At 65.6% G+C, this 23,814-nt stretch carries 22 protein-coding genes, 5 pseudogenes and 2 riboswitches; of the genes and pseudogenes, 14 read left to right on the plus strand and 13 right to left on the minus strand.

Annotation, left to right across the window (positions count from 1 at the left end):
* The first annotated feature begins 6 nt into the window (after positions 1-6).
* Entirely contained in the window at positions 7-1,146 is a 1,140-nt protein-coding gene (modC, locus tag FFS12_RS07055; protein WP_137886179.1) for a molybdenum ABC transporter ATP-binding protein, read from the plus strand.
* Positions 1,147-1,237: 91 nt separating this feature from the next.
* Here the strand turns inward: modC and FFS12_RS07060 are convergent, their stop codons facing one another.
* From FFS12_RS07060 to cobW, 4 genes are all read right to left on the minus strand, one after another.
* Entirely contained in the window at positions 1,238-1,969 is a 732-nt protein-coding gene (locus FFS12_RS07060) for a VWA domain-containing protein (RefSeq protein ID WP_137886180.1), read from the minus strand.
* Positions 1,894-2,898, minus strand: a complete 1,005-nt coding sequence (locus FFS12_RS07065; RefSeq protein ID WP_137886181.1) for an ATP-binding protein — start codon at positions 2,896-2,898, stop codon at positions 1,894-1,896. Before FFS12_RS07065 ends, FFS12_RS07060 begins: the two co-directional genes overlap by 76 nt.
* A 120-nt stretch (positions 2,899-3,018) precedes the next feature.
* Complete coding sequence (gene cobN, locus FFS12_RS07070; RefSeq protein ID WP_137886182.1) at positions 3,019-6,774, minus strand: cobaltochelatase subunit CobN; 3,756 nt, start codon at positions 6,772-6,774, stop codon at positions 3,019-3,021.
* A 119-nt stretch (positions 6,775-6,893) separates the two neighbouring features.
* Positions 6,894-7,961 (minus strand): cobalamin biosynthesis protein CobW, encoded by a 1,068-nt coding sequence (gene cobW / locus FFS12_RS07075; RefSeq protein ID WP_137886183.1) that lies wholly within the window; start codon positions 7,959-7,961, stop codon positions 6,894-6,896.
* Positions 7,962-8,133: 172 nt separating this feature from the next.
* A riboswitch (cobalamin riboswitch) is annotated at positions 8,134-8,348 on the minus strand.
* Between the two features lie 89 nt (positions 8,349-8,437).
* Positions 8,438-8,666: riboswitch (cobalamin riboswitch) on the plus strand.
* 109 nt (positions 8,667-8,775) lie between these two features.
* Between cobW and FFS12_RS07080 the strand changes: the two genes are divergently transcribed.
* From FFS12_RS07080 to cfaB, 8 genes are all read left to right on the plus strand, one after another.
* A complete protein-coding gene (locus FFS12_RS07080) occupies positions 8,776-8,961 on the plus strand; it encodes a CbtB domain-containing protein (RefSeq protein ID WP_137817515.1) in 186 nt (61 codons plus the stop codon).
* A 10-nt stretch (positions 8,962-8,971) separates the two neighbouring features.
* Entirely contained in the window at positions 8,972-9,679 is a 708-nt protein-coding gene (locus tag FFS12_RS07085; RefSeq protein ID WP_137886184.1) for a CbtA family protein, read from the plus strand.
* Between the two features lie 109 nt (positions 9,680-9,788).
* Complete coding sequence (locus FFS12_RS07090; RefSeq protein WP_137886185.1) at positions 9,789-10,199, plus strand: cobalamin biosynthesis protein; 411 nt, start codon at positions 9,789-9,791, stop codon at positions 10,197-10,199.
* A gap of 32 nt (positions 10,200-10,231) precedes the next feature.
* Positions 10,232-10,990, plus strand: coding sequence for a precorrin-4 C(11)-methyltransferase (gene cobM / locus FFS12_RS07095; protein ID WP_137886186.1), 759 nt, complete (start codon positions 10,232-10,234; stop codon positions 10,988-10,990).
* A gap of 177 nt (positions 10,991-11,167) precedes the next feature.
* Positions 11,168-11,422, plus strand: coding sequence for a hypothetical protein (locus tag FFS12_RS07100; protein ID WP_137886187.1), 255 nt, complete (start codon positions 11,168-11,170; stop codon positions 11,420-11,422).
* Positions 11,423-11,480: 58 nt separating this feature from the next.
* Entirely contained in the window at positions 11,481-12,326 is an 846-nt protein-coding gene (locus FFS12_RS07105; protein WP_137886188.1) for a DUF692 domain-containing protein, read from the plus strand.
* The gene (locus FFS12_RS07110) at positions 12,317-13,099 is read left to right on the plus strand and encodes a DUF2063 domain-containing protein (protein ID WP_137886189.1); all 783 of its coding nucleotides are present in this window, start codon (positions 12,317-12,319) and stop codon (positions 13,097-13,099) included. The genes FFS12_RS07105 and FFS12_RS07110 overlap by 10 nt, the downstream gene beginning before the upstream one ends.
* A gap of 102 nt (positions 13,100-13,201) precedes the next feature.
* Entirely contained in the window at positions 13,202-14,392 is a 1,191-nt protein-coding gene (cfaB, locus tag FFS12_RS07115; RefSeq protein ID WP_137886190.1) for a C17 cyclopropane fatty acid synthase CfaB, read from the plus strand.
* A 23-nt stretch (positions 14,393-14,415) separates the two neighbouring features.
* Here the strand turns inward: cfaB and cls are convergent, their stop codons facing one another.
* Positions 14,416-15,855 (minus strand): cardiolipin synthase, encoded by a 1,440-nt coding sequence (cls, locus tag FFS12_RS07120; RefSeq protein ID WP_137886191.1) that lies wholly within the window; start codon positions 15,853-15,855, stop codon positions 14,416-14,418.
* 161 nt (positions 15,856-16,016) lie between these two features.
* Here cls and FFS12_RS07125 point away from each other — a divergent pair, with 161 nt between their 5' ends.
* Positions 16,017-16,538 (plus strand): DUF3617 domain-containing protein, encoded by a 522-nt coding sequence (locus tag FFS12_RS07125; RefSeq protein WP_137886192.1) that lies wholly within the window; start codon positions 16,017-16,019, stop codon positions 16,536-16,538.
* A 28-nt stretch (positions 16,539-16,566) separates the two neighbouring features.
* On the opposite strand, the pseudogene FFS12_RS07130 reads toward FFS12_RS07125, so the two are convergent.
* Positions 16,567-16,749 (minus strand): annotated as a pseudogene (locus tag FFS12_RS07130) (metal ABC transporter solute-binding protein, Zn/Mn family); the annotation flags it as partial.
* Positions 16,750-16,893: pseudogene (locus tag FFS12_RS20125) on the minus strand (GTP cyclohydrolase I FolE2); the annotation flags it as partial.
* Between FFS12_RS20125 and FFS12_RS07135 the strand changes: the two are divergent.
* A pseudogene (locus tag FFS12_RS07135) lies at positions 16,885-17,388 on the plus strand (GTP-binding protein); the annotation flags it as partial. The pseudogenes FFS12_RS20125 and FFS12_RS07135 overlap by 9 nt on opposite strands.
* A gap of 29 nt (positions 17,389-17,417) precedes the next feature.
* Here the strand turns inward: FFS12_RS07135 and FFS12_RS07140 are convergent.
* Positions 17,418-17,771: an NADH:ubiquinone oxidoreductase gene (locus tag FFS12_RS07140; protein ID WP_137886193.1), complete on the minus strand. Its 354-nt coding sequence runs from the start codon at positions 17,769-17,771 to the stop codon at positions 17,418-17,420.
* 81 nt (positions 17,772-17,852) lie between these two features.
* Between FFS12_RS07140 and FFS12_RS07145 the strand changes: the two genes are divergently transcribed.
* Together FFS12_RS07145 and FFS12_RS07150 are read left to right on the plus strand one after the other, a co-directional pair.
* Complete coding sequence (locus FFS12_RS07145) at positions 17,853-18,821, plus strand: GTP-binding protein (RefSeq protein WP_137886194.1); 969 nt, start codon at positions 17,853-17,855, stop codon at positions 18,819-18,821.
* Positions 18,822-18,873: 52 nt separating this feature from the next.
* On the plus strand, positions 18,874-19,752 hold the full coding sequence (locus FFS12_RS07150; RefSeq protein WP_137886195.1) for an alpha/beta fold hydrolase: 879 nt from the start codon (positions 18,874-18,876) through the stop codon (positions 19,750-19,752).
* Positions 19,753-19,901: 149 nt separating this feature from the next.
* On the opposite strand, the gene FFS12_RS07155 is transcribed toward FFS12_RS07150, so the two are convergent.
* Positions 19,902-20,312, minus strand: coding sequence for a hypothetical protein (locus FFS12_RS07155; RefSeq protein ID WP_137886196.1), 411 nt, complete (start codon positions 20,310-20,312; stop codon positions 19,902-19,904).
* A gap of 257 nt (positions 20,313-20,569) precedes the next feature.
* On the minus strand, positions 20,570-21,025 hold the full coding sequence (locus FFS12_RS07165) for a DUF3301 domain-containing protein (RefSeq protein WP_137886198.1): 456 nt from the start codon (positions 21,023-21,025) through the stop codon (positions 20,570-20,572).
* A gap of 131 nt (positions 21,026-21,156) precedes the next feature.
* Between FFS12_RS07165 and FFS12_RS07170 the strand changes: the two are divergent.
* A pseudogene (locus tag FFS12_RS07170) lies at positions 21,157-21,348 on the plus strand (pyridoxal kinase); the annotation flags it as partial.
* 55 nt (positions 21,349-21,403) lie between these two features.
* Here FFS12_RS07170 and FFS12_RS07175 read toward each other — a convergent pair.
* The 3 genes and pseudogenes from FFS12_RS07175 to FFS12_RS07185 all read right to left on the minus strand — a co-directional run bounded on the left by FFS12_RS07175 (position 21,404) and on the right by FFS12_RS07185 (position 23,724).
* Positions 21,404-21,886, minus strand: coding sequence for an acyl-CoA thioesterase (locus FFS12_RS07175; RefSeq protein ID WP_137886199.1), 483 nt, complete (start codon positions 21,884-21,886; stop codon positions 21,404-21,406).
* A 266-nt stretch (positions 21,887-22,152) separates the two neighbouring features.
* A pseudogene (locus FFS12_RS07180) lies at positions 22,153-22,329 on the minus strand (SDR family oxidoreductase); the annotation flags it as partial.
* 15 nt (positions 22,330-22,344) lie between these two features.
* Positions 22,345-23,724, minus strand: coding sequence for a glutamine synthetase family protein (locus FFS12_RS07185; protein WP_137886200.1), 1,380 nt, complete (start codon positions 23,722-23,724; stop codon positions 22,345-22,347).
* Positions 23,725-23,814 lie beyond the last annotated feature (90 nt).

The raw sequence follows: 23,814 nt of genomic DNA on the forward strand, positions 1-23,814 counted from the left end.
CCAGGCATGAGTAGCACCTCCACCTCCATAACGGCGCCATTGCTTCTCGGCGAATCGTCTGAAAATCAGATTCATGCTCGCTTTCGCGTGCCGTATCCCGGCTTTTCCCTGGATGTCGATTTGCAGCTTCCGGGCCGCGGCGTGACCGCACTGTTCGGTTATTCTGGCTCTGGCAAGACTACTTGCCTGCGCTGTGTCGCCGGACTGGAGCGGGCTAAAGATGGCTATCTGCAGGTCAACGGCGAGCTGTGGCAGGACAGCAGCAAGGGCCATTTCCTGCCACCCCACAAGCGCGCGCTGGGTTATGTGTTTCAGGAAGCCAGCCTGTTCGAACACCTTTCCGTGCGGCGCAACCTGGAATATGGCCTGAAGCGCATCGCCGCCAACGAGCGCCGGGTGGCACTGGACCACGCGGTGGAGCTGCTGGGCATCGAACACTTGCTCGAGCGCATGCCCGCCCGACTTTCCGGTGGCGAGCGTCAACGCGTCGGCATCGCCCGCGCCCTGCTCACCAGTCCGAAGCTGCTACTGATGGATGAGCCGCTGGCGGCGCTCGATCTCAAACGCAAAGGCGAGATACTGCCTTACCTGGAGCGCCTGCATGACGAACTGGATATCCCGATTCTCTATGTCAGCCATTCGCCGGATGAGGTCGCCCGCCTGGCTGATCACCTGGTGTTAATGGATGAGGGGAAGGTGCTTGCCAGCGGCCCGATGGGTGAAATCCTCGCTCGCCTGGATTTGCCCATGGCGCTCGGTGAGGATGCGGGCGTGGTGGTTGAAGGCGTGGTGACTGGCTATGACTCGGCTTATCGGCTGCTGAGTCTGGGCTTTCCGAACAGTGCCATGAGCGTTCGGGTCGCCCACTCGCCAGTCACGTTAGGGAAGCGCATGCGCTGCAAGATCCAGGCGCGTGACGTGAGCCTGAACCTGGAGAAACCCTTGCACAGCAGCATTCTCAATCTGCTGCCGGTGACCGTCAGCGCCGAGATTCCCGCGGATAACGCCGCCCATGTGTTGGTGCGCCTGGAGATGGAGGGCACGCCTCTGCTGGCCCGCATCACGCGTTATTCCCGTGACCAGCTTGGCTTGCACCGCGGCCAGCGCTTGTGGGCGCAAATCAAGTCGGTAGCCCTGCTGGCCTAGCTGCGCGTTGCGCGCTATGAGCAATGGCCGGCAATGGGGATGGGCATGTCATACGCCGTTGATGGGCACCAGGGCTCGAGGCGGTGCTTAGCTATAGATCCTCGATAGCCCAGTACTCCGCCCCCAACTCCTCCGCCAACCGCTTAGCCCGTCCCAACCGGATCGCCCCGCTTTCAATGTCAACCAGCAGCGCCGGACAGGCCATCGGCACCAGGGCCGGCCAGTCGCGCAGGCGGCCGTCGGTGAGGATCAGCAGGTGTTGCTGTTCGGCCGGTTTCTGCCGCTGGCGCCGTTCCAGCCAGGTCGAGGCCTGTTGCAGGGCTTCGAGCAGTGGGGTACCGCCGCCGGCGCCGAGTTGGCTGAGCCAGTCGTGCAGGGCGGGGGAGGCTTTCTGGCCTTGCCAGAGCCATTGCGGTTGGTGGCCGGTGGCGTGGAGTACGGCGAGGCGGGTGCGTTGGCGGTAGGCCTGTTCGAACAGGGTGGCGAGCAGGCCCTTGGCCTGGGCGAGGGCGCCGTGGCGGCGGGTGGAGGCGGAGGCGTCGACTATCACCAGCCAGAGTTCGCCGGGCTGGCGGCTGCGCGGGCGGCGTTGCAGGTCGGCCTGGCGTCGTGGGCGGCCGCGTAGCAGAGTGGCGAGCCAGTGGATCGCGCCCAGTTCGCCGTGCCGGGAGGCGCCGTGGCGGCCTCCGTCGAGGCGGCCGGGTCTGGGTTTGGCATCCGCGCCAGTGACCTGTCGCGGGCGGATGCTTAGGGCTTTTTTGGCCAGCGCGGCAGCTCGCGCTGCGCACCCATGGGTACCGGTTGAGCGGGTAGTTCGCCCCATTGGCCTTCGCCAGCGGCAGCCTGCCCTCTCTGGCCGGCGGCGGGTGGCGGCGCTTGCGGCGGCTGGGCGGCCGGTGATGGGCTGTGGCGGCGACGGTGCAGCAGGGCGAAGTGTTCGACCGCGTCGATGTCCTCGGCGGCTATCTGCTCGGCGCCGCGCCAGGCGGCGTGGGCGCGGGCGGCACGGAGCCAGACCAGATCGGCGCGCAGGCCGTCGACACCGGCGGCGAAGCAGCGGCGGGCGATTTCATCGAGGGTCGCGTCGTCCAGCGCTATCAGTGCCAGCCGCTCACGGGCGGCGACGCAGCGTTGCTGCAGGGCGTTCTGCGACTCGGCCCAGCGCTGGAGAAAGGCCTGCGGGTCGGCATCGAATGCCAGGCGGCGGCGGACGATTTCGGCGCGCTCGGCCGGTTGCGGCTGGGCGCCGAGCATGACATTCAGACCGAAGCGGTCGAGCAGTTGCGGGCGCAATTCGCCCTCTTCCGGGTTCATGGTGCCGATCAGCACGAAGCGGGCCTTGTGGTTATGCGAAATGCCGTCCCGTTCGATGTGGTTGACCCCGCTGGCGGCGACGTCCAGCAGCAGGTCGACCAGGTGGTCCGGCAGCAGATTGACTTCGTCGACGTAGAGCACGCCGCCATCGGCCTTGGCCAGCAGGCCGGGGGAGAATTGCGCACGGCCTTCGCCCAGCGCCGCATCGAGGTCGAGGGTGCCGACTATGCGCTCTTCGCTGGCGCCCAGCGGCAGGGTGACGAAGTGGCCGCCGGGTAGCAGTTCGGCGACGCCACGGGCCAGGGTCGACTTGGCCATGCCGCGCGGCCCTTCGATCAACACACCGCCAATCGCCGGATCGATGGCCGCCAGGCACAGCGCCAGCTTTAGCTCATCGGCGGCGACCACGGCGGCCAGCGGGAAGAGGGGAATGGTCATGGTCGGCCTTCCAAAAGAGTCAGGAATTCAAAGAGTTTGTAGGCGCGAGCCATGCCCGCGAATGTGCCCAAGGCAAAGCATCGCGGGCATGGCCCGCTCCTACAGGTTGTGCTTTAGCCATCAGCTCTCCTCGCTATCCATCAGCAAATTCTCCAGGGCCGCGCGGTACTCGCCCGGCTCCTGCCACAGCCCGCGTTGCTGGGCTTCGAGCAGGCGTTCGGTGATGTCCTGGAGGGCGCCGGGGTTGTGTTGCTGGATGAACTCGCGGGTGTCCGCGTCCAGGAGGTAGGCGTCGCTCAGCAGCTCGTACTGATGATCGTCGATCAATTCGCTGGTGGCGTCGAAGGCGCACAGGTAATCCACGGTCGCGGCCAGCTCGAACGCGCCCTTGTAGCCATGTCGTTTCATCCCGGCGATCCACTTGGGATTGGCTGCGCGGGCGCGGACCACGCGATTCAATTCTTCCTTGAGGGTGCGGATGCGCGGGTTGTCCGGCTGGCTGTGGTCGCCGTGGTAACTGGCGACCTGCTCGCCGCGCAGGGTTTCCACCGCCGCCAGCATGCCGCCCTGGAACTGGTAGTAATCGTTGGAATCGAGAATGTCGTGTTCGCGGTTGTCCTGGTTATGCAGCACCGCTTGCAGGCGCTCCAGGCGCTGGACGAAGTGTTCGCGCGCCGGTGTACCGCTGTCCGCCGCACCGTAGGCGTAGCCGCCCCAGTTCAGGTAGACCTCGGCCAAATCGGCGCGGGTCTGCCACAGGCGCTCCTCGATGGCGTTCTGTACCCCGGCACCGTAGGCCCCCGGCTTGGAGCCGAAGATGCGCCAGCCGGCCTGACGGCGAGCGTCTGCGGCGTCGACACCCTGGGCCTCCAGGCGTTGGCGCTCGAGGCGCACGCGGGCGGCCAGGGGGTTGAGGTCTTCTGGCTCGTCCAGTTCGGCCACCGCTTGCACGGCGGCGTCGAACAGGCGGATCAGGTTGCCGAAGGCATCGCGGAAGAAACCCGAGACCCGCAACGTGACATCCACCCGCGGGCGGTCGAGCAGCGACAGCGGCAGGATTTCGAAATCCTCGACCCGCTGGCTGCCGGCCTGCCACATCGGACGCACGCCGAGCAGGGCCATGGCCTGGGCCATATCGTCGCCGCCGGTGCGCATGGTCGCGGTACCCCAGACCGACAGGCCGAGCTGGCGCAGGTGGTCGCCGTTGTCTTGCAGGTGGCGTTCGAGTAGCAGGCTGGCGGACTGGAAGCCGATGCGCCAGGCAGTCGGCGTCGGCAGGTTGCGCACGTCCACCGAGTAGAAGTTGCGCCCGGTCGGCAGCACATCGAGGCGCCCACGGCTCGGTGCGCCACTGGGGCCGGCGGGGACGAAGCGGCCGCGCAGGGCCGCCAGCAGCCCTGAGATTTCCGCCGGGCCACAGGCGTCCAGGGTCGGTGCGACCCGATTGCGCAGTGCTTCGAGCACCGGCGCGGTTTCAGTGCCGACGGCCATCGGCGCACCGAGCAAGGTCGCCTCGATCAACTGCAAGGCAAACAGCTCCAGGCGCTCGCGGGTGTCGCCCTGGGTGCGCCAGGCATCGGTACTCAGCGCCTGCAACTCGGCTGGGCGCGGCCCGTTCCAGGGGGTGGCCATTTCGCAGTTGAGCGGGTTGAAGCCCAGCTGGAAATCCTTGGCCAGGGCCCGCAACAGGCTGGCGTTGGCGCCACGGCCATCGCCACGGGGAATCCGCAGCAGGGCCAGCAAGGTGTCGATGCGCAGGCGCCCGGCCGGCGACTCGCCGAACACGTGCAGGCCATCGCGGATCTGCGATTCCTTGAGGTCGCACAGGTAGGCATCGAGCTGCGGCAGCCAACTGTCCGGGTCTTCGTTGATCTGCAACTGCAGTTCGCGGTCGAGCTGGGTGGCGCGCACCAGGGCGAGAATCTCGCCGCGCAGTTCAATGGCGCGGCGGGGGTCGAGCAGGGAGGCGTCGTAATACTCGTCGGCCAGCCGCTCGATATCGCGCAGCGGGCCGTAGCTTTCGGCCCGGGTCAGCGGTGGCATCAGGTGGTCGATGATCACCGCCTGGGTGCGGCGCTTGGCCTGGGCACCCTCGCCGGGATCGTTGACGATAAAGGGGTAGACGTTGGGCATGGGCCCGAGCAGCGCATCCGGCCAGCAGTTTTCCGACAGGCCGACGCTCTTGCCCGGTAGCCATTCCAGGTTGCCGTGCTTGCCGACATGCACCACGGCATTGGCGCCGAAGACTGCCCGCAGCCAGAAGTAGAACGCCAGGTAACCGTGGGGCGGCACCAGGTCGGGGTCGTGGTACACGGCGCTGGCATCGAGTTGGTAGCCGCGCGCCGGCTGGATGCCGACGAAGCACAGGCCGAAACGCAGGCCGGCGATCATCATCCGCCCGCCTCGGTTACCTTGTCGGTGCATGGGATCCTGCTCGGGTTCGCCCCAGCGTTCGCGCACGGCCAGTTGGTTGGCGGCGGGCAGGCGTTCGAAGTGTTGGCGGTAGTCGTCCAGCGCGAGGCTTTGCGCGCAGGGGCGCAGGTCGAGGTGGTCCAGCTCGTTGGTCACCCCGCCTAGCAACAGGTGGATCAGCGCGGTGCCGCTGGCGGGCAAGTCCTGCAGCGGATAACCCTCGGCTTGCAGGGCGCGGAGGATATTCAGTGCGGCGGCCGGGGTATCCAGGCCGACGCCGTTGCCGATACGGCCGTCGCGGGTCGGGTAGTTGGCCAGCACCAGGGCGATGCGTTTGTCGGCACTCGGCAAACGCGCCAGTTCGACCCAACGCCGCGCCAGTTCGGCGACGAAATCCATCCGCCCGGTTTCGGCCTGGTAGCAGACCACATCGCTCTGGCTGCGCTCGCTGCGCCAGGCCAGGCCCTTGAAGCTGATGGGCCGGGTGATGATGCGGCCGTCCAGCTCGGGCAGGGCGATGTGCATGGCCAAGTCACGGGGGCCCAGGCCCTGGGGGTTGTCGCGCCAGAGCGGCAGGTTGTCGAGGGCGCAGATGGCCTGCAGCACCGGCACATTGCGGCGAAACGGGCGCAGGTTGGGCGCCTCGGGGTTGGACTGGGCGAAGCCGGTGGTGTTGATAATCAGCGCGGCGTCCGCCTGCTCGAGCACATCTTCCACCACCGTCAGGCAGGCCGCCTCTTTCAGGCTGGCCACGGCAATCGGCAGGGGGTTGAGACCCTGGGCCAGCAGGCGTTGGCAGAACTCGTCGATGAAGGCGGTGTTCGCCGACTGCACGTGGGTGCGGTAGAACAGCAGCCCGACCACCGCTTGCCCAGCACGCCAGTCGGCTTGCCAATGGCTCAGCTCGGCGTTGGCCTGCCGCGGGTGATAGAGGCCCACGCGCGGCAGCGGCTGCGGTTCGACCCAGGGGTAAGCCGCATCCAGCCAGGTGCTGGCGAGGTAGTGATAGAGCTGCCTGGCGTTGTCCACCCCGCCTTGGCGCAGGTACTGCCAGAGCCGTTCGGCCTCGGCGGCGGCGACGTTGCCCAGCGCGGTCAATTCCGGATCGGGGCTGTCGTCGCCCGGCACCAGAATCAGTTTGGTGCCACGGGCGGCGAGTTCGACCAGGCGCTCGACGCCATAGCGCCAGTAGCTGATGCCGCCGTGCAGGGAAATCAGGATCAGCTTGGCGTGTTGCAGCACCTCGTCCACATAGAGGTCGACCGATGCGTGATTTTGCAGCTGCGTCGGGCTGGCCAGACGCAGGCTCGGGTAGTCCGCCGGCAGCTCCCGCGCCGCCTCGGCCAGCAGCGACAGGTGCGAGTCGCCGGTGCAGAGGATCACGACATCGGCGGGGGTCTGCGCCAGATGGGCGATGCCATCGGCGGGGACGAAACCACCGGGCTGGGTGCGCAAGAGGTGCATGGGTCAGCGTGGGTCCTGTGGTGGCGCGGTCGCGTGTTCGTGGGTTGGGAGCGTAGGGTGCGCCGCGCGCACCAGGCGGCGATCAAGTTCTGCGGTGCGCATGGCGCACCCTGCGCGCGTCAGGCCAGTGAGGTCTTCAGCTCGTTGCTGATAAGCGCCTGATCCAACTCCTGGCCGATGATCACCAGATGGCTGGCGCGGCTTTCATCGGCGCGCCAGGCGCGGTCGAAGTGTTTGTCGAAACGCTTGCCGACCCCCTGGATCAGCAGGCGCATGGGCTTGCCGGGAATCGCCGCGAAGCCCTTGATGCGCAGCACCCCGTGGCGCTCGACCAGGCTATTGAGGCTGGCCAGCAACAAGTGCTCATCGACTTCCGGCAGCTGGATGGCGAAGGAGTCGAATTCCTCGTGGTCGTGCTCGGCGTGGCCATCAAGGTTGTGGTCTTCGAGGTCGTGGTGGGTCTTGCGGCCGTCGATATGCAGCTCGGTTTCCGAGTTCAGGCCAAGCAGGATCGACAACGGCAGCTCGCCACTGCGCGCTTCGATGACCTTCACCGCCGGCGGCAGTTCTTCCGCCACTTCGGCACGGACGGCGGCTAGCGCTGCGGGGCTGAGCAGGTCGGCCTTGTTGAGGATGACCAGGTCGGCGCTGGCCAGTTGGTCGGCGAACAGCTCGTGCAGCGGCGATTCGTGGTCGAGGTTCGGGTCTGCGCGGCGCTGGGCGTCGACCCGATCCGGGAAGGCGGCGAAGGTGCCGGCGGCCACAGCGGGGCCGTCGACCACGGTGATGACCGCGTCGACGGTGCAGGCGTTGCGGATTTCCGGCCAGTTGAAGGCCTGGACCAGCGGCTTGGGCAAGGCCAGGCCGGAGGTCTCGATGAGGATCTGGTCGAGGTCGCCACGCCGCGCCACCAGCTCGCGCATGACCGGGAAGAATTCTTCCTGCACGGTGCAGCACAGGCAGCCGTTGGCCAGCTCGAACACCCGGCCGACGGCTTCTTCTTCGCTGCAGCCGATCGAGCATTGCTTGAGGATTTCGCCGTCGATGCCGAGTTCGCCGAACTCGTTGACTATCACCGCGATGCGCCGCCCTTCGGCGTTGTTGAGCATGTGCCGCAGCAGGGTGGTTTTACCGGCGCCGAGAAAGCCGGTAACTATGGTGACGGGTAGTTTGGCCAAGGTTTTCATGCGTCGCGCAGCCCTGTTCAGATCGAAGCGAAAGCGGATCGGCGGGCATGCGCGACGAGCGTAGCGGAGCACCAGGCTCGCATTAAGCAGTTCGCCACCGGATCACCCCGCCCGGTTGTCGTACGAACCTGTGCACTATCTGCCTGAGCGGCGCTCGACTAGATCTTGAACAGGTTCTAAGAAGTTCGAAGGCAGGTCTCCTGGCTCACGACTTGGCCCGCTCTCCTAATCAGGGGGCCCTCTCTTCGCCTTCCCGCATACGGCAGTGGCATTGGAAGAGATCAAGTCGCTTACAGTTGCGGGGGCAGCCACGGCGTTCAACCGCGTTCCCTCTTAGCTCTGGTGCTGGCTTGCTGAGCCCAGAGAACCTCGAAGCGGCAAGGCTACGCAGTGCGCGGAGTCGGGTCAATTCAGGCGGTGTGAAAACTACTGCGGCGCCACCGCCGAAGTTGACGCTCGACCCGTGTTCGTGATGTTCTAGAAAGGCTGTTTCAGGTGTCTTGTGCGGTCGTGCGCAAGGTGAAACGGGAAGTCGGTGCGCTCCCAGGAGCTAGTCCGACGCTGCCCCCGCAACGGTAAGCGAATGATGGGACCGAAAAACCACTGTGCCGCAGGGCATGGGAAGGTGAGTCCCATGACACTGTGGATGTTCGCATCCAGCAGTCAGCGCAAGCCCGGAGACCGGCCTGAAATCATTACAGTTTGGCAAACCCGCGGTGGGCGGGCGCAAGCCGGAAGCTCGAGTGCGTTCGCATTCGGCTCCTCGTGCGTTCCCTTCTGCTACGTTTTCATTTCCAGTTCAGAGGGAACGGTCATGTCCACTAGCACCCTGACACATTCTGCCGAGGCCAGTGCCTCGCTCTCGCAACGCCTGGTTCTGGCCATCGGTGCCGGCCTGTTGGGCGCACTGCTGGTCTATTTCGCCGGCTTCTCGCAGATCGATGCCGTACACAACGCGGCGCACGATACCCGCCACAGCTCCGCATTTCCGTGCCACTGAGAGGCTTGCCATGATTAAGCGCATCGCCCAGACGGCCGGCTTCAGCGGGCTGTTGGCGGCACTTTTATTGACTCTGTTGCAGAGTTTCTGGGTCGCACCGCTGATTCTTACAGCGGAAACCTTCGAGAACAGCGCGCCGGCCACCGAACAGGTCGGCGAGCATGGGCATGAGGCCGGCGTTGCCGCGCATGAGCACAGCGCCGAGGCCTGGGCGCCGGAAGATGGCTGGCAGCGCGTGCTGTCCACCACTGGCGGTAATCTGGTGGTGGCGGTGGGCTTCGCGCTGATGCTGGCCGGTCTGTACAGCCTGCGTACGCCGGGCCGGACCTGGGAAGGCCTGCTCTGGGGCTTGGGCGGTTTCGCGACCTTCAGCCTGGCGCCTGCGTTGGGCTTGCCGCCGGAGTTGCCGGGGACTGCCGCCGCCGATCTGGCGTTGCGTCAGTACTGGTGGATCGGTACCGCCATGGCCACGGCGGTAGGTCTGGCGCTGATCGTCTTCGGTAAGTACTGGGCGTTGCGCAGCCTTGGCCTGGCGCTGCTGCTGGTGCCGCACGTGATCGGTGCGCCGCAGCCCGAGGTGCATTCGAGCCTGGCGCCAGAGGCGCTGGAACACCAGTTCATCTGGGCCTCGCTGATTACCAATGCCTTGTTCTGGGTGGCGTTGGGCTTGCTCTCGGCCTGGCTGTATCGCCGTTTCGCCGGCCCGAACGCGGCGTGAGCCACTGCTCCGGTCCTCGGCCGGCTGCACATGAACCCGTTGACGGCTGTGCCGTCAGCGGGTTTTTCGCTTTTGTCCACGCTTCTATCCATGCCACTGCGCCGCTGCCATGACGGCCGCTCCGCTCTATATCGCCGGCCTCGGCTGCCGGCGTGGCTGTTCGCAAGCCGTGCTGCGCGAGCTGCTGGAGCAGACGCTGGATGCCTATGGCTTGCAGCTGGCGGACTTGAGCGGGCTGGCCAGTATCGAGCAGAAACGCGCCGAGCCCGGCTTGCTGGCCCTGGCGCAAACGCTGGAGCTGCCATTGGAGTTTTTCTCTGCCGCACAATTGGCGGCGTTCGCTAGCCGGCTGACGCAACATTCCGCCATCGCCTTGCGCGCCACCGGCAGCGCCGGGGTGGCCGAGGCCTGTGCCCTGGCACAGGCCGAGGCGTTGAGCGGTAGTCGGGCCGAGCTGTTGATCGGCAAACACAGCAATGCCAGCGCCAGCTTTGCCCTGGCCTGCATTCGTCGCCCATAAGTGTTTCCAACTTCACGACTCAGGAGAGGCCCATGACGGTCTATTTCATCGGCGCCGGCCCAGGCGATCCGGAGCTGATCACGGTCAAGGGGCAACGCTTGATCCATTCCTGCCCGGTGATTCTCTATGCCGGTTCGCTGGTGCCCGCGGCAGTGCTCGAAGGCCATAGTGCCGAGCTGCTGGTGAATACCGCCGAACTGCACCTGGAGGAAATCATCGCGCTGATCAAGGCGGCCCATGAGCAGGGCCAGGATATCGCCCGCGTGCATTCCGGCGACCCGTCGCTGTATGGCGCGATCGGCGAGCAGATTCGCCTGCTGCGCCAACTGCAGATTCCGTTCGCGATAGTTCCGGGCGTCACCGCCACCGCCGCCTGTGCGGCGCTGCTGGAAAGCGAGCTGACCCTGCCGGGTATCTCGCAAACCCTGATCCTCACCCGCTACGCGAGCAAAACCTCGATGCCGGCCGGCGAACAGTTGCCGGACCTGGCGCGCCACGGCGCGACCATGGCGATTCACCTGGGCATCAGCCATTTGCACAAGATCGTCGCCGAGCTGCTGCCGCACTATGGCGCCGACTGCCCGGTGGCGGTCATTCACCGCGCCAGCTGGCCGGATCAGGACTGGGTCAGCGGCACCCTGGCCGACATCCAGCCCAAGGTGCAGGCCAAAGGCTTCCAGCGCACGGCGTTGATCCTGGTCGGCCGGGTGCTGGCGGCCGAGGACTTCGCCGACTCCACGCTTTACCGCGCAGGCCACGAACACCTTTATCGGCCGGCGGACCAGGCCTGATCCACAGAAGCTCGTGGCCAGGCTCGCGCTTGGATCTGCCCTCGGGGGAATCGCTGAAGGGCTCGGGAAATTCTTTTCGCCTGGCTGTAACGCCAGAAACTGTCTTCACTCTATCAATGTGTCGGGCCTGAGTAAGCCGTCCACGGCCGACGCCCCCCATCAGATGAGGATAACAACATGACCATGAAAACTGCCGCTGCTGGCGCCGCCTTAGCCCTGGCCGCCGCCGGACTGTTCGCCAGCATCTCGCCCCAGGTTTTTGCCGAGGAGGCCCAGATGGTGCCCTGTTATGGCGTCAACGCCTGCAAAGGGCAAAACGACTGCAAGACCGCGAAAAACGCCTGCAAAGGGCAGGGCTCCTGCAAGGGACAAGGCTTCAAGAACATGACCCTGGCCGAGTGCAACAATGCCGGCGGCAAAGTCGGCAAATAAGTGCGCCTGGGGTGGCCGATTTACGGTCACCCCGGCCACTCTGGCGAAGGAGCCCGGCATGTCTTCAGCTACTCCCTGCCTCGGCTACGGCCTGGGGCTGCGCAGCGCCTACTACGGCGAGATACTCGAACAGCGCCCGGCGGTGGACTGGTTCGAAGTCATCTCGGAAAACTATCTGGTCGACGGCGGCAAGGCGTTGTATTACCTGGACGCCATCGGCGAGCACTACCCCTTGGTGATGCACGGCGTCTCGCTGTCCATCGGTGGCCCGCATCCGCTCGACCAAGCTTACCTGCAGCAGCTCAAGCATCTCGCCAACCGGGTGCAGCCGGCGTGGATCTCCGACCACCTGTGCTGGAGCCGCGGCAACGCCCATCAGTTGCACGACCTGCTGCCGTTGCCTTACACCGAAGAAAGCCTGCAGCATGTGGCCGCCCGCGTGCGCCAGGTGCAGGAGGTACTAGAGCGGCCGCTGGTGCTGGAAAATGTCTCCAGTTACGTGCGCACCGCGAACTCTGATTTCAGCGAATGGCAGTTCCTCGCCGCCCTCAGCGAGCTGAGCGGCTGCGAGCTGTTGCTGGACGTCAACAACGTCTATGTCAGCGCGCGCAATCACGGCTTCGAGCCCTGGGACTTTATCAGCGCGCTGCCAGCCGCGCGGATTCGCCAGCTGCACCTGGCCGGGCATAGCGACTACGGCAGCTACCTGATCGACACCCACGATCAGCCGGTCAGCGATCCGGTCTGGCGGCTCTATCAGCGTACCCTTGAGCACCTCGGCCCGGTCGCCACCCTGCTGGAGCGCGACGATCACTTCCCACCCCTCGCCGAGCTGCTCGCCGAACTGGACCAGGCCCGCGCACTCGCTGCCGTGGCACTCGGCACGGAGGCCGCATGCGCCTGAACGACTGGCAGCTCGAACTCGAGACCTACCTGCTCGGCGCGCAGCCGCAGCCCAACGCGGCGTTGCGCGACAGCCTGCTCGGCAGCCCAGCCCTGAGCGCCGAGGAAGGCCTGGCGATCTATCACAACGCCTACCGGGCGCGCCTGCTGGACGCCCTACGCGAAGACTTCCCAACCCTGCGTCATTGGCTCGGCGACGACCAGTTCGAGCGCCTGGCGAGTGCCTACCTGCAAGCTCATCCCTCCCGTCATTTCAGCCTGCGCTGGCTGGGCGCGCGGCTGGCGGACTTTATCGACGGCTACCTGGTCGCCGAACAGGGCGCGCCGCTGGCCGAACTCGCGCGTCTGGAATGGGCCTTCACCCTGGCCTTCGACGCCGCGGACGGCGAACCCCTGACCCTGCAGAGCATGGCCACGCTGCCGGCCGCGGACTGGCCCGAGTTGCGGGTACGCCTGCTGCCCAGCGTGCAGTGGCAGGTCTGCCACTACAACAGCCTGGCGTTGTGGCGCGCGCTCAAGGCCGCGGACGAGCCGCCGGCCAGCACGCCGCTGGAACAGCCGCAGGTCTGTCTGATCTGGCGCCAGGGCCTGGTCAGCCAGTACCGCAGCCTGGGTCCTGCGGAAGCCGCGGCGCTGCACGGCATGAGCCAGCAAGGCTGGAATTTCGCCGAGTTATGCGTCGAGCTGAGCGCGCAGGGCGACGCCGCGCCTGTGCAGGCGGCGACCTGGCTCAAGCAATGGCTGAGCGAGGGGCTGCTGCAGCGGGTGTCATAGGCGAAGGTTGTTGGGCCTATAACGAGGTCGTTGAACCTCTGGCTTGGCCTGGGAGGCATTTGAACTACGCTTGCACTCATGAGTGTGAACGTGGAGCTCCCTATGCTGGCGCAACTTCCACCGACCCTGCGCGACCTTCAACTGCCATTGCGGCTGCGCTTGTGGAACGGTCATGAACTCGACCTCGGCCCGGCACCGAGCGTCACCATGGTGCTCAAAGATCCGAGCCTGGTCGCGCAATTCACCCATCCCAGCCTGGATGCGCTGGGTGGCGCCTTCGTGGAGGGGCGGCTGGGCCTCGAGGGGCCGATGAGCGAAGTCATTCGCATCGGCGATGTCCTCAGCCAAGCGCTGCTCGGCGAGGGGGAGGCGATCCTGCCGGCGCGCACCGAGCATGACAAGGCCACCGATGCCGCCGCCATTTCCTATCATTACGACCTCTCCAACGAGTTCTACGCGCTCTGGCTGGATCGCGAGATGGTCTATTCCTGTGCCTACTTCGAGACCGGCACGGAAGATCTCGAACAGGCCCAGCAGGCCAAGCTGCGCCACCTCTGCCGCAAGCTGCGCCTGCAGCCGGGTGAGCGTCTGCTCGATGTCGGCTGTGGTTGGGGCGGCTTGGCACGCTTCGCCGCCCGCGAATTTGGCGTGCAGGTGTTCGGCATCACCCTCAGCCAGGAGCAGCTGGAGCTGGCGCGCGCGCGGGTCAGGGCCGAAGGGCTGGAGGCTCAGGTGCAACTGGAACTGCTGGACTACCGCGATCTGCCGCAGGATGGTCGCTTCGACAAGGTCGTCAGCGTCGGCATGTTCGAGCATGTCGGCCATGCCAACCTGCCGCTCTACTGTCAACGCCTGTACGGCGCGGTGCGGGCCGGCGGGCTGGTGCTGAACCACGGCATCACCTCCAAGAACACCGATGGTCGGCCGGTCGGGCGCGGTGCCGGCGCGTTTATCGGCCGTTACGTGTTCCCCCACGGTGAACTGCCGCATCTGGCCAACATGACTGCGCTCCTTAGCGAGGCGGGCCTGGAAGTGGTGGATGTGGAAAGCCTGCGCCGGCATTACGCGCGAACCCTGGAGTTTTGGAGCGCGCGTTTGGAGAACAAGTTGGCGGAGGCGGCGCAGTTGGTGCCGGAGCAGGTGTTACGGATCTGGCGCTTGTACCTGGCCGGCTGCGCCTATGGGTTTGCCCGCGGCTGGATGAATCTGCATCAGATTCTGGCGGTCAAGCCGTTAAGCGATGGTTCCCACGAACTGCCCTGGAGTCGGGCCGATCTTTACCGCGAAGCCTGAAAGCAGAGCGCGCCGGGGTAGCCTCAGAGAATCGGCGAAATCAGCCGCGCCACCCGCATGCCGAGCTGCCGCAGGCGATGGATATGTTGGTCGTCGCCGGCGGCCAGTTCGTGCGATTGCGCGAAGTCGTCTTCGAGCATCCGCTCGACTTCCTTAGCAAAGCCGCGATCGACGGTGAGCAGCATGATCTCGAAATTCAGTCGGAGCGAGCGGTTGTCCAGGTTGGCGCTGCCGATGGCGGCGGCGTCCTGGTCGATCAGCACGACTTTCTGGTGCAGGAAGCCCGGTTGGTAGCGGAACACGCGCACGCCGGCATGCAGCGCCTCGAAGGCGTACAGGCTGGAGGCGGCGAACACCATGCGGTGATCGGGCCGCGCCGGGAGCAAGATACGCACATCGACATTGCGCAGCACCGCCAGGCGCAAGGCGGCGAACACCGCCTCGTCGGGGATGAAATACGGGCTGGTGATCCACAGCCGTTCGCGCGCCGCATGGATCGCTTCGACGAAGAACAGCGAGCAGGTTTCCTGCGCATCCGCCGGGCCGCTGGTCAGCACCTGACAGAGCATCCCGCCGCTGGGATAGGCCTCCGGCAGAATCAGCGGCGGCAGCTGCCGGGTGGCCCAGAACCAGTCCTCGGCGAACGACTCCTGCAGACAGGCCAGCACCGGCCCGCGCAGTTCGATATGGGTATCGCGCCAGGGCGCCAGCGGCGGTTTCAGGCCGAGGTATAGGTCAGCGACATTGTGCCCGCCGATGAAACCGTACTCGCCGTCCACCACCACGATTTTGCGATGGTTGCGGAAGTTGACCTGGAAGCGGTTGAACATCCCGCTGCGGGTGGCGAAGGCTTGGATTTGCACACCGCCGCTGCGCAGGCGTTCGACATAGCTGCGCGGCAAGGCATGGCTACCGATGCTGTCGTAGAGCAAATAGACGGCGACCCCGGCCGCGGCGCGCTCCAACAGCAAGGCTTGCAGGCGGCGGCCCAGAGCATCGTCATGGACGGTGAAGAACTGGATGAGGATCGCCTGCCGGGCCGCGCCGATGGCGGCGAAGATCGCCGCGAAGGTGGCCTCGCCATTGATCAGCAGGCGTACTTGGTTGTTCGCCAGGCACGGCATCCGGCTCAGACGCGGCATGGCCCGCAGATTGCCGTAAACCTCGGATTCACGTGCCGCCAGGGCTTCTTCTACCCAGGGTCGCCAGTTCAGGTTAGCCATCGCGCGGTGCATTTCGCGGTCGGCCTGGCGCCGGGCTTTGATGTAGGCGTCGAAGGTACTGCGGCCGAACACCAGATACGGCAGCAGCGTCAGGTAGGGCATAAACAGCAAGGCGATGGCCCAGGCAATCGCACCTTGCGCAGTGCGTACGCTGAGCACCGCATGGATGGCCGCGGCAATCCCGAGCAGATGCACCAGCACCAGCAGATAGCCGAGTAGCGGGGGAATGCTGTAGTCCATGCTCGAGTACTTTCCTTGCGCAAAGGTGCCGTGCGCCGCTGCAACTGTCAGCCACTGACGGCGTCTACTACTGGGTAGGCTAGCGCGGGTTGGCGTCGCCGGCACGCTATTCGGGCGGGCCACGCCGAGCGCATAAGCAGCCTCTGCAAGGAATCCCGAGCATGGACATCCGCCTTTTTACCCTTAGTGCGGCGATCTGCCTGCTAGCGCAACTGGCCCAGGCACAAACGCTGCAGCCCGGGCTCTGGGAAATCAGCCCGAACACTATGCAGCTCAATGGTCAGGCGTTGCCGAACCTGGAGCTATTGCTCGGTAATTTACCGGCACAGCCGCGGCAAATGGCCGAACAGGCGATGGCGCAGCAGGGGGTTGCCATCGCTGGGCAAGGGGTGCGCGTTTGCCTGACTGCAGAGCAGGCCAAGACCGACACTATTCCCCTGCAGGGTGCGCAGGCCGGTTGTACCCAGCAGATCACCGAACGCAGCGCGCAGCTCTGGAAGTTCCGCTTTAGCTGCCCGCAGGGCAAGGGCGAAGGGCAGACGCGTTTTGTCAGTGATCGCGAGTTCGTCACCACGCTCAACAGCACCTTCACGGCGGGCGGCCAGCCGCAAAGCGGCAGCCTGGAATCCCACGGGCGTTGGCTGGCGGCGGAGTGCGGCACGTTACAACCGCGCCAGCCTTAGTCCCTGTTGATGATCTGCTGCGCGCTGCTTATGGCTGCGCCAGCGCCTGATGCAGGGTTTTCAGATTGTGCTCGAACCGACCGATAAAGCTGCTGGCCGGGCCGGAAGCCGCGAGGGCGTCGGAATACAGGGTGCCGCCGATCTGCGTCCCGCTTTCCTGGGCGATTTGCTCGAGCAGGCGCGAGTCCTTGATGTTCTCGATGAACACCGCCGACGAATAGCTCACGGCGAGGCTCAGTTCCACGTGGAACTCCCGTGAATCCTGGCGTGCAGCGATGCAGGCCGGGTATGACTTCCAGCCAGCCAAAGGGCTGACCAGCGCCGGACGCTTGAACAGGGCTTCACTGCGCAGGCGCCGGGTTGGCTCAAGGAGTTGCGCGGCGAGCATGTGGCGGAAACCGAGGCGTACGGCATTGCTTCGAGCGCCTACCGGGCGCGGCGGCCGTTCCATCCCGAGCGCTTTTTCAGCTTCATAAATCGTGAGTGGACCAATGGCCGATTGCTGCGTTCCAACGGGGGCTGACCGGTCAGCAAGCACCAAGAAGCCGGTAGCTGGTCCCAGGCCGGCGGTTTGCTGCGCCATGGTTTCGCCGGGCGCTGGTGGCGCTTCGTGCCCAAGAGCCAATGGCCGCAAGATGCCGAAGGGCTGCAGACGATCATGCGGAATTGGCGTGAAGAGGTCGGCGATTGCCGCCAGGAACTGGTGTTTATCGGGCAGAACATCGACTTCGCCAAGCTCAATGAAGACTTGGATGCCTGTCAGCTGACGGACTTCGAAATGGCCCAGGGCGTGGAGGCCTGGCAACAGTTGCCGGACCCCTTCGGCCCCCGGCATGCGGAGGCCGCCTGATACTCGCCCGCCAAGCAGCGGACAGGCGACTAACGGCCCATCCACAGGCCTTGGCTTTGGCCCTCGCAGGCCGGCTTGAGATAGGCCGCGTCGCTGGCCACGCCGTAGTAATGGATGTCCTGCTGGTAGGGCGTGCCGGCCACCCGGGCCGAGCGGCAGACCCCAAAGGAGCCGCTCGGGCACTGCTCGACAAACTCGACGGCCACCTTCTGCCCTTGCAGTTGCGGCTGGCAAAAGCCCTGGCGAAACAGTTGCGCCGGGATGCTGCGGTTTTGCTGGCAGACCTTGATGTCCAGTCGCGCGGCCTGGCTATGCACCACACAGGCTTCGGCCTGGGCGAACAAGGGCAGGGCGGATAGCAGTGCGAGCAGCCACAGACGCATGACAACGCCTCCAGAACGAAATGCGCGGGACTCTAGCACGACACCTTTGCCCCTGACCCGGACAAGCCTCACCATAAGCCCATGTTGAAGAATATCCCCACCCACCTGATCGCCGGCCCCCTGGGCGCGGGCAAGACCAGCCTGATTCGCCAGTTGCTGGCGCAGCGGCCGGTGCACGAGCGTTGGGCGGTGCTGATCAATGAGTTCGGCCAGATTGGCCTGGACGCCGCGCTGCTGGCGAGCAGCGACGATGGCATCGCCCTCGGTGAAGTCGCCGGCGGTTGCCTGTGCTGCGTGAATGGCGCGCCGTTTCAGATCGGTCTGGCCCGCTTGCTGCGCAAGGCCAAGCCGCATCGCCTGCTGATCGAGCCGTCCGGTCTTGGCCACCCGGCGGAAATTTTGCGCCAGCTGCATGAGCCACCCTGGGCGGGCGTGCTGGCGGTGCAGCCGAGTGTGCTGGTGCTGGATGCCGTCGCCCTGGCCGCCGGCCAAGCGCTGCCAGAGACTCAGCAAGCGGCGTTGGCCGAGGCGGGTTTGCTGGTGCTGAACAAGGCGGAAAACCTCGATGATGCGGTGCGGGCGCGGCTGCTGGCCGAGCTGCCGTCGCGGCCGTGGTGCTGGACCAGTCAGGGCGCGCTGGCGCTGGCCCAGTTGCCAGGTCTGCAGGCTCAGGCCGAGAGCGCCGGGGAGGCACTGGGGTTGCCATCGACTGGTGCGCCTAGCCTGCCGAGTGTCTGGCTCGACCGCCGGCAGCCGATCTGTCAAAGCCAGGGGCAGGTGGAGGGCTGGAGCATCGGTTGGCGCTGGCACCCGAGTCAGCGTTTCGAGTTGATGCGCGTGCAGCTGTGGCTGGCCACGTTGCCCTGGCGGCGCGCCAAGCTGGTGCTGCAGACCAATGCCGGCTGGCTCTCCGGCAATGCCTTGAACGGTGAACCGGTCCATTGGCAAGCCAGCGAATGGCGTAAGGATTCGCGCCTGGAGCTGATCTTCAGCCAGGCCCAGGATGAGGCGACGCTCAGCGCCGGGCTGGCCGCCTGTCAGCTGGATTAGCACGCCAGCCGGCAGCTAAACTGCCGCGCTCACTTCGCCGCAAAGTTATCCCATGACGCTAGAGCCTTGGTCCCATCCCACTTCCGCCGGCTTCACCCTGCGTGGCTGGCACTGCCCGCCCTCGGGTAAACCGCTGCTGCATTTTCTGCATGGCAATGGTTTTTGCGGGCGCACTTATGAGCCGCTGCTCAAGCGTTTGGCGGCGGACTTCGACCTCTGGCTGTGCGATATCCAGGGCCATGGCGACAGCGACCACGGCGGGCGTTTTCATGGCTGGAACCGCAGTGCCGAGCTGGCGCTGGAGGCCTTCGAGAGTGGCCGCGGGATCTTCGGCGCGGTGCCCTGCTTTGCCGTCGGGCACAGTTTTGGCGGGGTGCTCAGCAGTCTGATCCTGGCCAAGCAGCCGCAGCTGTTTCGGCGCGCGGTGCTGCTCGACCCGGTGCTGTTTCCACCGGCGCTGATCGGCGTGATGGCGCTGTCCGAAGTGCTCGGCCTGCATCGGCGCAGCACCCTGGCGCGCAAGTCCGCCGCCCGCCGGCGGCAGTGGCCGGACCGAGCCGCGGCCTATGCCGGGCTGTATGGCCGTGGCATCTTCAAGGGCTGGGAGGATGCGGCGCTGTGGGCCTATGTCGAGCATGCGCTGAAGGAGGTGGAGGGCGGCGTCGAGCTGAAATGCCGGCCGAGCCGCGAGGTGGAAATCTTCAGTTCCTACCCCCGCCGGCTGTGGCCGTCGCTGGGCGGGATAGTGACGCCAACGCGGATTCTGCACGGTCAGCAGAGCTATCCCTTCGTCGCCAAGGCGGTGGCGCGGGTGACGGCGCTAAATGCCCACGTCAGTGCCCAGGTGGTGGCCGGCGGGCACTGCTTTATGCAGGAAGCCCCGCAGGACTGCGCCGAGCGCGTCGCCAATTTCCTCTTGCAACACAGCTGAGCCGGGCAAGCTCCGCCGCCGGATCGGCCGTGAACAACGGCTTCGGTGTCCCCGCAACTCCATGCGGCGCCAAAGCAACACGGCAGCCGGGACTGCTGGAGGCCGGGTGCGTCATCCGCGGACGGCGCGCCCGGCGAAACTGCCGGAGATCAGCGGTCGTTCTTGGAGGTCGAGGTTGCGGCGTTGCTCAAGCCTTTGGTGTTGTGCTCGCCGGGGGTGGTGGCCGAAATGGCCGTGGCCTTGGACAAGCCTCGGGTGTCCTTCGAGTTGGCGACGCCGGAGGTGATCGAGCCATGCTCGGAGTCATCCGCCCGATCTCTGCCGTAGTGGTTGCTGTGTTCATCCCCCGCTCTGACTGCCTTCCCGGAGTGGTCGCTGCTCAAGCCGGCGCCATGGCCGTTACTGCTATGGCTGCCGGAATGCCCGCCGGCAGTGCCGCCGCCGTGCCCTCCACCGTTTCCGCTTCTTGCATGGGCGGCGGAGATGGGGAGCAGGGAAGCCGAGGCGAACATCATCGTGCACGCAGCCACGGCCAACAGTGTTTTCTTCTTAATAAGCATGATGCCTCCTCGGTGATCGATCAGATGGGGGTGAGACCACGCCTGCAAAAATTCGTTCTTGCAGCCAAGACGAAAGGCAATGCCGCTACACAGGCCACTAACAGGCCGTTGAAAAATGTAGGCGAGGCAGCCGAGACAAGGCAAAAACGGCCGAAAAAGCGCAGTTTACGTGTTGTAAATGAGCATTTTGAGGCCGTTTTTAACGCCGTATCGGCAACGTAGGTAGTTTTTCAACGGCCTGCTAATGCTGGCGTGGCTCAGTGGTGCCACTTGTCATGGGTGCGCCGCCACTCGCTGAGCTGGATCACTTCGGCAGAGGTGCTGGGCTTCACCGGCGTTTTGTCGGGCGTTATCTCGGGCACTAGGTCGGGCTTGTCCAAGGCGCTGGCGGGTTTTTCCACGAACGGGTGCGGTGCCAGCTCGATATGGCCGACGTGCTCACCGAACATGATGATGGTGCCGGCATGCCGTTGTTCGCTGGTGACCGTGAACTCGAAGCCATACACCCGCGCCAGACGCTTACGGCCGCGGGCGTCGGGCAGCAGGGCGATTCTGCGCAGGGCGACGTTGTCGTCGAGCAGGATCACGTCCACCTGCAGGCAATGCTGTTTGACCTGCGCCAAGGCCCGTTCGCGCAAGCCATGGGCATGCCACAGCCAGGCGCCGCCGGCGGCCAGCAGCATCAGCACGAACAGATTACCCAGGGTCAGCATGGTGGTTGCGCTCCAACAAGGGCGGTCAGCTTAACCGCCGCGCGCCAGGCACTCCAGCCTGCCTGGTCGGGGCTATTTGCCGCCATACTTTCGCTCTCACGATTGCCGCTTTCACGACTCAGGAACCCGGCATGCAACGCCCAGCGCACCTGCCCGCGATCCAGGCCCATGGGCTGTTCGGCCATGCCGGCGGCAGCGTGGCGGCATGGCCCATGCCGGGCCTTGGGGTCGACGTCTGGCCGCTGAATACCGTGCAATTCTCCCATCACACTCAGTATGGCCAGTGGGCGGGAGAAGTGTTGGCGTCGGCGCAAATTCCGGCGCCGGAGGGGAGGCCGCGCCTAGTTAAACAAGATGTGTAGGCGGCGCGGCCTGGCCTCAGGCTTCTTCGAGGATTTCCTGATAGCGCCGCTCCAGCTCCTGGCGCAGCTGGCGGCGCTGCTGGGCCTGCTTGAAGCGGCGTTTTTCGTCGGCGCTGTGCGGCTGGCGGGGCGGCACGGGGGTGGGCTTGCCGGCGTCGTCGACGGCGACCATGGTGAAGAAGCAGCTGTTGGTATGCCGCACCGATCGCTCGCGGATGTTCTCGGTGACCACTTTGACGCCAATCTCCATCGAGCTGGTGCCGCTGTAGTTGACCGAGGCGAGGAAGGTCACCAGTTCGCCGACATGGATCGGCTCGCGGAACACCACCTGATCCACCGACAGGGTCACCACATAGCAGCCGGCATAACGGCTGGCGCAGGCGTAGGCGACCTCGTCGAGGTACTTGAGCAGGGTGCCGCCATGCACGTTGCCGGAGAAGTTGGCCTTGTCCGGGGTCATCAACACGGTCATCGACAGCTGGGCGTTTCCAAATTCCATAACAGACTCTTTAAGGGGCGGGGGATCTTCGCCAGGCGAGGATGTCGGGGCGTCATAGCAAGGATAGCGCCAGGCCAGGGGTGGAGCCTGCCGAAATCTGCCGCGCGCCACGTTTTAGCGCACGGCGCCGGCGCTCGGGGGCCGTGCGTCTAAGGGGTTGGTCGCCTGTTTGCGGGGGTTTGCTGCGCGTAGGTCGGGGCGTGCGCCCCCGATTGGTGCGTCGGGGGGGTGGCCTGCAGCGCGGGCGCTGGCGCCGACGCTACGCCTTACTTGCCGGCCGAGAGGCCGAAATCGATCGCCAGGTTGGCCCCGGTGAGGGCTTCCGCGTGGGGCTGGCAGAGGAACCAGACCAGTTCGGCGACTTCCTCCGGGCGGATAAAACGCGCGTCTTGGCCCTGCGGGTAGAGCGCCAGCAGCTGGCGTTTGTAGGCCTTGGGATTGCCTTCAGCTTAGCGCTCTCACGCCTGGGTCAGGTACCAGCGCCAATCCTGCTCGCCGACCTCGCCCATAAATTGGCGGTATTCCTCGTGCTTGATCGCTAGATAGACCTTGAGAAACTCCGCACCGAAGACTTCCTTGGCCCAGTTGGAGTCTTCCAGTGCGCGCAGGGCGGTCAGCCAGTCGGTCGGCAGAAACTCCTTGGCCTGGGCGTAGCCGTTGCCCACGATCGGCGCGCCGGGATCGAGCTGCTGGCGGATGCCGTGATGGATGCCGGCGAGAATGGCCGCGGCGGCCAGATAGGGGTTGGCGTCGGCGCCGCAGATGCGGTGCTCGATATGCCGGCTCTTGGCCGGGCCACCCGGCACGCGCAGGGACACGGTGCGGTTGTTGATGCCCCAGGTCAGCGCCAGCGGCGCATAGCTGTTGGCCTGGAAGCGGCGGAAGGAGTTGGCGTTGGGGCAGAACAGCGCCAGCGAGTCGAGCAGGGTGGCCAGCATGCCGCCGATGGAATGCTTCAAGAGTGTGCCCGCACTGCTTTCAAGGTCAGAAAGCTCGCTGGCGTAGAGGTTATTGCCTTTCTCGTCCGCCAAACTGACGTGCATATGCATGCCGGTGCCGGCCAGATCGCCAAAGGGTTTGGCCATAAAGCAGGCCTGCAGGCCGTGCTTGTTCGCCACGCCTTTGACCAGGCGCTTGTAGCGAATGCCTTCGTCGATGGCTTGCAGTGCGTCGTAGCGGTGTTCGAGGGTGATCTCCACTTGCCCCGGGGCGTATTCGGAAATCGCCGTGCGCGCCGGCAGGCCCTGGGCATCGCAGGCGTCGTACAGATCATTGAGGAACGGCTGCAGCTGCTCCAGCTCATACACGCCATACACCTGGGTGGCCTGCGGGCGCTGGCCGTTCATCTGCCGCGCCGGTAGCGGCCGCCCGTGTTCGCCGCGCTCACGGTCGAGCAGGTAGAACTCCAGCTCGACGGCCATCACCGGGTGATAACCCTCGGCCTTCAGGCCGTCGATCACCTTGATCAGCATATGCCGCGGATCGGCGACGGCGGCGGGTTGGCCGTGCTGCGGGTGCATGCTCACCTGCAACTGGCCGGTCGGTTGCTGGCGCCAGGGTTGCAGGCACAGGCTGCCGGGCAGCGGGTAGGTCCAGCAGTCGGCATCGCCGACTTCCCAGACCAGCCCGGTGTCTTCGACGTCATCGCCATTGATGGTCAGGGCGAGGATGGTGCTCGGCAGGGGCCGACCGGACTCAAAGACCGCCAGCAGCTCTTCACGATGCAGCAACTTGCCGCGCGGCACGCCGTTGGCGTCGATGATGAACAGCTCGAGGCTGCGCACCTCGGGATGTTGTTCGAGGAAGTCGCGGGCTTCCTGGATATCGGCAAATTTCATGGTGGCTATCTCGTGCTGGGGGGGAGGCGTACTGCCTTCGGCGAGTACGCCCTACGGATTCGGGGCGTAGGGCGGACTCGCCGCGACGCG

This window comes from Pseudomonas sp. 2FE (assembly GCF_005503735.1).
In the GTDB taxonomy this organism is placed as follows: Bacteria; Pseudomonadota; Gammaproteobacteria; order Pseudomonadales; family Pseudomonadaceae; genus Aquipseudomonas.

What these genes read in the sequence shown, in the direction of transcription:
- modC (WP_137886179.1), top strand. Translation starts at nt 7, where the DNA reads ATGAGTAGCACCTCCACCTCCATAACGGCGCCATTGCTTCTCGGCGAA.
- FFS12_RS07060 (WP_137886180.1), bottom strand. Translation starts at nt 1,969, where the DNA reads ATGGGGCGAACTACCCGCTCAACCGGTACCCATGGGTGCGCAGCGCGA.
- FFS12_RS07065 (WP_137886181.1), bottom strand. Translation starts at nt 2,898, where the DNA reads ATGACCATTCCCCTCTTCCCGCTGGCCGCCGTGGTCGCCGCCGATGAG.
- cobN (WP_137886182.1), bottom strand. Translation starts at nt 6,774, where the DNA reads ATGCACCTCTTGCGCACCCAGCCCGGTGGTTTCGTCCCCGCCGATGGC.
- cobW (WP_137886183.1), bottom strand. Translation starts at nt 7,961, where the DNA reads ATGAAAACCTTGGCCAAACTACCCGTCACCATAGTTACCGGCTTTCTC.
- FFS12_RS07080 (WP_137817515.1), top strand. Translation starts at nt 8,776, where the DNA reads ATGTCCACTAGCACCCTGACACATTCTGCCGAGGCCAGTGCCTCGCTC.
- FFS12_RS07085 (WP_137886184.1), top strand. Translation starts at nt 8,972, where the DNA reads ATGATTAAGCGCATCGCCCAGACGGCCGGCTTCAGCGGGCTGTTGGCG.
- FFS12_RS07090 (WP_137886185.1), top strand. Translation starts at nt 9,789, where the DNA reads ATGACGGCCGCTCCGCTCTATATCGCCGGCCTCGGCTGCCGGCGTGGC.
- cobM (WP_137886186.1), top strand. Translation starts at nt 10,232, where the DNA reads ATGACGGTCTATTTCATCGGCGCCGGCCCAGGCGATCCGGAGCTGATC.
- FFS12_RS07100 (WP_137886187.1), top strand. Translation starts at nt 11,168, where the DNA reads ATGACCATGAAAACTGCCGCTGCTGGCGCCGCCTTAGCCCTGGCCGCC.
- FFS12_RS07105 (WP_137886188.1), top strand. Translation starts at nt 11,481, where the DNA reads ATGTCTTCAGCTACTCCCTGCCTCGGCTACGGCCTGGGGCTGCGCAGC.
- FFS12_RS07110 (WP_137886189.1), top strand. Translation starts at nt 12,317, where the DNA reads ATGCGCCTGAACGACTGGCAGCTCGAACTCGAGACCTACCTGCTCGGC.
- cfaB (WP_137886190.1), top strand. Translation starts at nt 13,202, where the DNA reads ATGCTGGCGCAACTTCCACCGACCCTGCGCGACCTTCAACTGCCATTG.
- cls (WP_137886191.1), bottom strand. Translation starts at nt 15,855, where the DNA reads ATGGACTACAGCATTCCCCCGCTACTCGGCTATCTGCTGGTGCTGGTG.
- FFS12_RS07125 (WP_137886192.1), top strand. Translation starts at nt 16,017, where the DNA reads ATGGACATCCGCCTTTTTACCCTTAGTGCGGCGATCTGCCTGCTAGCG.
- FFS12_RS07140 (WP_137886193.1), bottom strand. Translation starts at nt 17,771, where the DNA reads ATGCGTCTGTGGCTGCTCGCACTGCTATCCGCCCTGCCCTTGTTCGCC.
- FFS12_RS07145 (WP_137886194.1), top strand. Translation starts at nt 17,853, where the DNA reads ATGTTGAAGAATATCCCCACCCACCTGATCGCCGGCCCCCTGGGCGCG.
- FFS12_RS07150 (WP_137886195.1), top strand. Translation starts at nt 18,874, where the DNA reads ATGACGCTAGAGCCTTGGTCCCATCCCACTTCCGCCGGCTTCACCCTG.
- FFS12_RS07155 (WP_137886196.1), bottom strand. Translation starts at nt 20,312, where the DNA reads ATGCTTATTAAGAAGAAAACACTGTTGGCCGTGGCTGCGTGCACGATG.
- FFS12_RS07165 (WP_137886198.1), bottom strand. Translation starts at nt 21,025, where the DNA reads ATGCTGACCCTGGGTAATCTGTTCGTGCTGATGCTGCTGGCCGCCGGC.
- FFS12_RS07175 (WP_137886199.1), bottom strand. Translation starts at nt 21,886, where the DNA reads ATGGAATTTGGAAACGCCCAGCTGTCGATGACCGTGTTGATGACCCCG.
- FFS12_RS07185 (WP_137886200.1), bottom strand. Translation starts at nt 23,724, where the DNA reads ATGAAATTTGCCGATATCCAGGAAGCCCGCGACTTCCTCGAACAACAT.